We start from the raw sequence: 6144 nt of genomic DNA on the forward strand, positions 1-6144 counted from the left end.
ACGAGAGCCCGCAGCTCATCAACATGTACGGCATCACCGAGACCACGGTGCATGTGACGTACCGGGAGATCACCAAGACGGATCTGGAGGGCGGACGCAGCCCCGTGGGCGTGGCGATTCCGGACCTGGGCCTGTATGTGCTCGACGGCAGCCTGAACCTGCTGCCGCAGGGCGTGGCCGGGGAGCTGTACGTGGCGGGCGAAGGACTGGCACGCGGCTATCTCAACAGGCAAGGGCTGACGGCAGAGCGCTTCGTTGCCAACCCGTTCAGCGAGACGGGCGAGCGCCTGTACCGCACGGGCGACCTGGTGCGCTGGAACGCTCAGGGCGAACTCGAATACCTGGGCCGTGCCGACCAGCAGGTCAAGATCCGGGGCTTCCGCATCGAGCTGGGCGAGGTGCAGTCGCAACTGCTGGCCCAGCCCGAGGTGCGCGAGGCAGTGGTGCTGGCCAAGGAGGGGGCGGGCGGTGCCAGACTGATCGCCTATGTGTCGCTGAATGCAGAAATCGCAGAGGGTCTGCTCAAGGGACGACTGGGCCAGGTGCTGCCCGACTACATGGTGCCCTCGGCCATCGTCGTGCTCGACGCCCTGCCTTTGACGGCCAACGGCAAGGTGGACCGCAAGGCGCTGCCCGAGCCGGAGATGGTCAGCGCCCAGCAATACGAGGCACCGCAGGGAGAGCTGGAGGAAACGCTGGCGCAGATCTGGGCCGAGGTGCTGGGCGTGGAGCGCGTGGGCCGGCAGGACGGCTTCTTCGAGCTGGGCGGGCATTCGCTGCTCGCCCTGGGCCTGCTGGAGCGCGTGCGCGCCCGGGGCCTGCGCGTGCAGGTGCGCACGCTGTTCCAGCACCCGAGGCTGGCAGAGTTTGCGCAGGCGGTGCGGCAGGATCAGCAGGGTGAGCAAGGGGCGCAGGTGGCCGGCGAGATCGATGTGCCGCCCAACGGCATCCCCGAAGGCTGCATGGCGATCACGCCGGACATGCTGACCCTGGTGGCGCTGGATGAAGATGAGATTGCTCGCATCGCCGCTGCGGTGCCCGGTGGCGCAGCCAACATCCAGGACATCTATCCGCTGGCGCCGTTGCAGGAGGGAATTCTGTTCCACCACCTGCTGCAGTCCGGGGGCGATGTGTTCGTCTCGCCCAACCTGCTGAGCTTCGGGACGCGCGAGCAGCTGCAATCCTTCGTGCACAGCCTCAACCAGGTGATTGCGCGCCATGACATCCTGCGCACGGCCGTGCTCTGGGAGGGGCTGTCCGAGCCCGTGCAGGTGGTGCTGCGCCAGGCACCGCTGCAGCTGCAGTGGCCTGATGCGGATGAGGCACATGAGGCACTGGTGCCGCAGATGCTGGAGCAACTGCGCAGCCACGACCTGCGCCTGGACGTGCGGCAGGCGCCGATGATAGGGGCGCGGGCCGCGCACGATGCCGGGCAAGGCCGCTGGCTGCTGCAGCTGCTGAGTCACCACCTGGTGATGGACCGCATCACGCTGGACCTGCTGCTGCAGGAAGTGCTGCGGCTCCAGCAGGGCCGCGTGGCCGAGCTGCCGGTGCCCGTGCCCTTCCGGCGCTTTGTGGCGCAGGCGCGCCAGGGCGTGGCGGCCGAGGCGCACGAGCGGTTCTTCCGCCGCATGCTGGCCGATGTGCAGGAGCCCACGGCCGCCTTCGGCCTGCTGGACGTGCAAGGCGATGGCCGTGGCATGGAGGAGGCCCGTCTGCGGTTGGACGCCCCACTGGCCCAGGGCATGCGCGGCCAGGCGCGTGCGCACGGGGTCAGCCCCGCCGCGCTCTGCCACCTGGCCTGGGCGCTGGTGCTGGCCCGCACCAGCGGCAGGCAGGAGCCGGTCTTCGGCACCGTGCTGATGGGCCGCATGGACGGCGGCGCCGGTGCGCAGCAGGCGCTGGGCATGTTCATCAACACCTTGCCGCTGCGCCTGCCGCTGGGCGAAGGCAGCGTGCTCCAGGGCCTGCGCAGCACGGCGGCGGCGCTTGCGGCGCTGCTGCAGCACGAGCATGCCAGCCTGTCGCTGGCCCAGCGCTGTAGCGGCCTGCCTGCGGGAACGCCGCTGTTCGGCGCATTGCTGAACTACCGGCATGGCGCGGCAGAGGGCGCTGCGCAAGAGCTGGCCCGGGCCGGCGTGCAGGTGCTGGGCCGCCCCGAGCGCAGCAACTATCCCGTGGGCATGGCCGTGGATGACGACGGCCAGGGCTTTGTGCTCGTCGCCCAGGTGGTGCGCAGCGTAGGGGCCGGGCGTGTCTGCGCCTACATGCAGCAGGCCCTGCAGGCGCTGGTGCAGGCGCTGCAGCAGCAGCCCGGCCGCGACCTGCGCACGCTGGACGTGGTGCCCCCGGCCGAGCGCCAGGCGCTGCTGGCGCAGGCCTGCAACCCCCGGTCCTGGCCGCAGGCCTTGCCGGTGCACCGCATGTTCGAGGCGCAGGCAAGGCAGCGGCCCCAGGCCCTGGCCCTGGCCGCGGACGGGCAGGTGTTCAGCTACGGCGATCTGGACCGGCGGGCCAGCCGCCTGGCGCAGGCCATGATCGCCCAGGGGCTGCGGCCCGGGCAGCGCGTGGGCCTGGTGGCCGAGCGCGGGGCCGCCATGGTGGCCGGCCTGCTGGCCATCCTCAAGGCGGGCGCTGCCTACGTGCCCGTCGATCCAGCCCTGCCCGATGAGCGCATGCAGTACATGCTGCAGGACAGCGGGGCCTGCCTGGCGCTGGCCTCGGGCCTGGCGCCGGGCCGGCTGGCCTTGCTCGCCGCCAGCGTGCCGAAGGTGCTGGAACTGGAGGCGCTGGAGGTACCGGAGGCAGTGGAGGCAGTGGAGGCAACGGAGCCAGGGCCGCAGGCAGGCACGGAACGCGCGCCCCGCGTCGAGGTGCATGGCGACCAGGCCGCCTATGTGATCTACACCTCGGGCTCCACCGGCCGGCCCAAGGGCGTGGTGGTGCGGCATGCGGCCTTCTCCAACTTCCTGCAGTCCATGGCGGCACAGCCGGGCCTGCAGGCGCAGGACGTGGTGCTGGCCACGACCTCCGTGTCCTTCGACATTGCGGGCCTGGAGATCTTCCTGCCCCTGGCCGTGGGCGCGCAGCTGGTGGTGGCCGGGCGCGAACAGGTGCGCGACGCGGCCGCGCTGGCGGCGCTGCTGGAGCGCAGCCGCGCCAGCGTGATGCAGGCCACGCCCTCGGGCTGGCGCCTGCTGCTGGCCGGTGGCTGGAAGGCGGCACGGCCGCTGAAGGCGCTGTGCGGCGGCGAGGCGCTTGCGCCGGACCTGATCGCCCTGCTGCGCGCGGCGGGCGTGGACCTCTGGAACCTCTACGGCCCGACCGAGACCACGATCTGGTCCAGCCTGCAGCAGGTGCAGGGCGATGCCGCCACCCTGGGCCAGGCCATCGCGGCCACCCGGCTGCTGGTGCTTGACGAAGGGCTGCGCTGCGTGCCGCAAGGCGTGGCCGGGGAGCTGTTCATTGGCGGCCAGGGCCTGGCGCGCGGCTACTGGCAGCGGCCGGGCCTGAGCGCAGAGCGTTTTGTGGCCGACCCTTTCGCGGGACCGGGCGCGGCTGGCGAACGCCTGTACCGCACGGGCGACCTGGTGCGCCGCAATGCCGATGGCGCGCTCGAATACCTGGGCCGGCTGGACCATCAGGTCAAGATCCGCGGCCACCGCATCGAGCTGGGCGAGGTGGAGGCCGCGCTGCTGGCCCAGCCCGAGGTGCGCGAGGCCGTGGTCACGGCAGCGGGGTCCGGCAGCGATACGCGCCTTGTGGCGCATGTATCTCTGCATGCACCGCTACATGCACCGCTGCATGCAGGCCCGCCCCTGGACGCTGCGGCACTGCGCGCAAGACTGGCCAGCGGCCTGCCCGACTACATGCTGCCGTCCGCCATCGTGGTGCTGGACACGCTGCCGCTGAACAACAGCGGCAAGGTGGACCGTGCCGCGCTGCCTGCGGCGCAGGCGCCGGCCGACCCGTCCTACGAGGCGCCTTCGGGGCAGGCCGAGGAAATGCTGGCCGGGCTCTGGTCCGAGCTGCTGGGCGGTGGCCGCGTGGACCGCCGCGACAGCTTCTTCGAGCGCGGCGGGCACTCGCTCAAGGTGGTGCAACTGCTGGCGCGGCTGCAGGGGGCAGGCGCTGCGGGGCTGACCGCCCAGGACATTTTCCGCACCCCGGTGCTGCAGGACATGGCGGGCCTGGTGCGCCTGCCGGCCCATGGCGGCGCGGATGCTGCGGGTGCTGCGGGTGCAACAGGCACGACAGGCGCGGATGCGCAGGCGCTCGATGCGCTGGATTCCTTTCTCGAAACTCTGGGAGATATCTGATGGACCGTGGCCGCCTGCGCCAAATCGCCGAGCGCTTTGCAAGCCTGAGCCCTGCCCAGCGCACGCTGGCATTGCAAAAGATCCGGGCCGAGGGACTGGATCTCTCGCACTTCCCCATCCCGGTGCGCGCACCATCGCCCGACCAGACCGAAGCCCTGTCCCATGCGCAGCTGCGCCAGTGGTTCCTGTGGAAGCTGGACCCGCAAAGCTCGGCCTACCACATCGCCCAGGCCTCGTGGATGCATGGCGAGCTGGATCTGGCGGCCTTGCGGCAGGCGTTCGGCGTGCTGCTGGAGCGCCACGGCGGACTGCGCACGGTGTTCGAGGAAAGCCCCGACGGCCTGGCGCGGCAGCGCATCGTGCCGCAGCTGGCCCTGGAGCTGCCGCTGATCGACCTGACCCCCTTGCCTGCCGCACAGCGGCGCGAACGGGCCCTGGCCGAAGCCGAGCGCCTGTGCCTCACGCCCTTTGACCTGACGCGCGGACCGCTGCTGCGCGTGGCCGCCGTCCGCCTGGACAGCCGCCAGCACCTGCTGGTGGTGGTGATGCACCACATCATCTCCGACGGCCGCTCCATGCAGATCCTGCTGGAGGAGTTCGCCGGCCTGTACGCGGCACTGGTGCAGCAGCGCCCGACCCGCCTGCCGCCGCTGCCCATTGCCTACACCGACTACGCCGCCTGGCAGCGCGACTGGCTGGAGGCCGGGGAAAGGCAGCGCCTGCTGGACTACTGGCTGCCCGAGCTGGCCGGGGGGCAGGGCCTGCATCTGGAGCTGCCCGCCGACCATGCCCGCGCGCCGGGCGCCGAGACCCGCTGGCATGCCGCCTGGCACCGTCTCGATCTGCCCGCCAGCCTGGTGGCCGGACTGGAGCAGCGTGCCCGCGAGCAGGGCACCTCCCTCTTCGTGGCGCTGCTGGCCGGGTTCCAGGCCCTGCTGCACCGCTATACCGCCGAGACCGATATCCGCGTGGGCGTGCCCGTGGCCAACCGCAACCAGCCCGAGGCCGAGCCGCTGGTCGGCTTCTTCGTCAACACGCTGGTGATGCGTGGCCGGCTCGATCCCCGCATGCGCCTGCACGAGCTGCTGGCCCAGCTGGCCGAGCGGGTCCGCCTGGGACTGGCCCACCAGGACCTGCCCTATGAGCAACTGGTCGAGGCACTGCAGCCGCGCCGCAGCCTGGACGGCAGCTCGCTGTTCCAGGTGATGCTGAACTACCAGCACGAAGAGGCGGCCGGCCTGGCGGGCCTGGAGATCCAGAAGCTGGAGCTGGACGGCCTGGCCGCCCAGTTCGAGCTGACCCTGCACGCCAGCCGCCGCGCCGACGGCAGCCTGCAACTGGGCTTTGCCTATGCGCGCGAGCGCTTCGAGCCGGCCACGGTGCAGCGCATGGGCGCGCATCTGTCGCTGCTGCTGCAGGCGCTGGCGCATGCGCCGCAGTGCGCGCTGGACCAGGTGCAGCTGCTGCCCGGCGATGAGCAGGCGCAGCTTCTGGACCGCAGTGCGCGCCGCAGTACACGCAATGGACCTGCCCTCAACCCTGCGCAGCCCGCCTGCCTGCACCAGCGCTTTGCGGCAAGCGCGCAGCAACGGCCGGATGCGATGGCGTTGACCTGCGAGTCCGCACGACTGACCTACGCAGAACTCGACGCCCAAGCCAACCGCCTGGCCCACTGCCTCATCACCCTGGGTGTGCGTCCCGAGACACGCGTGGGCATTGCCATGCAGCGCTCGCTGGAGATGGTGGTCGGCCTGCTGGCCATCCTCAAGGCCGGTGGCGCCTATGTGCCGCTGGACCCGGATTACCCGGCGGACCGGCTGGCGCA

At 71.4% G+C, this 6144-nt stretch carries 2 protein-coding genes; both read left to right on the forward strand.

What is annotated here, in order from left to right; all coding sequences use genetic code 11:
- The coding region (locus PO605_RS30565) for an amino acid adenylation domain-containing protein (RefSeq protein WP_272207325.1) at window positions 1-4319 on the forward strand (4319 nt) is incomplete at its 5' end.
- A partial coding sequence (locus PO605_RS30570; RefSeq protein ID WP_272207326.1) for a condensation domain-containing protein occupies window positions 4319-6144 on the forward strand: 1826 nt, incomplete at its 3' end. The genes PO605_RS30565 and PO605_RS30570, both read left to right, overlap by 1 nt.

It is taken from the genome of Delftia sp. DT-2, from assembly GCF_028401915.1.
In the GTDB taxonomy this organism is placed as follows: Bacteria; Pseudomonadota; Gammaproteobacteria; order Burkholderiales; family Burkholderiaceae_C; genus Comamonas; species Comamonas tsuruhatensis.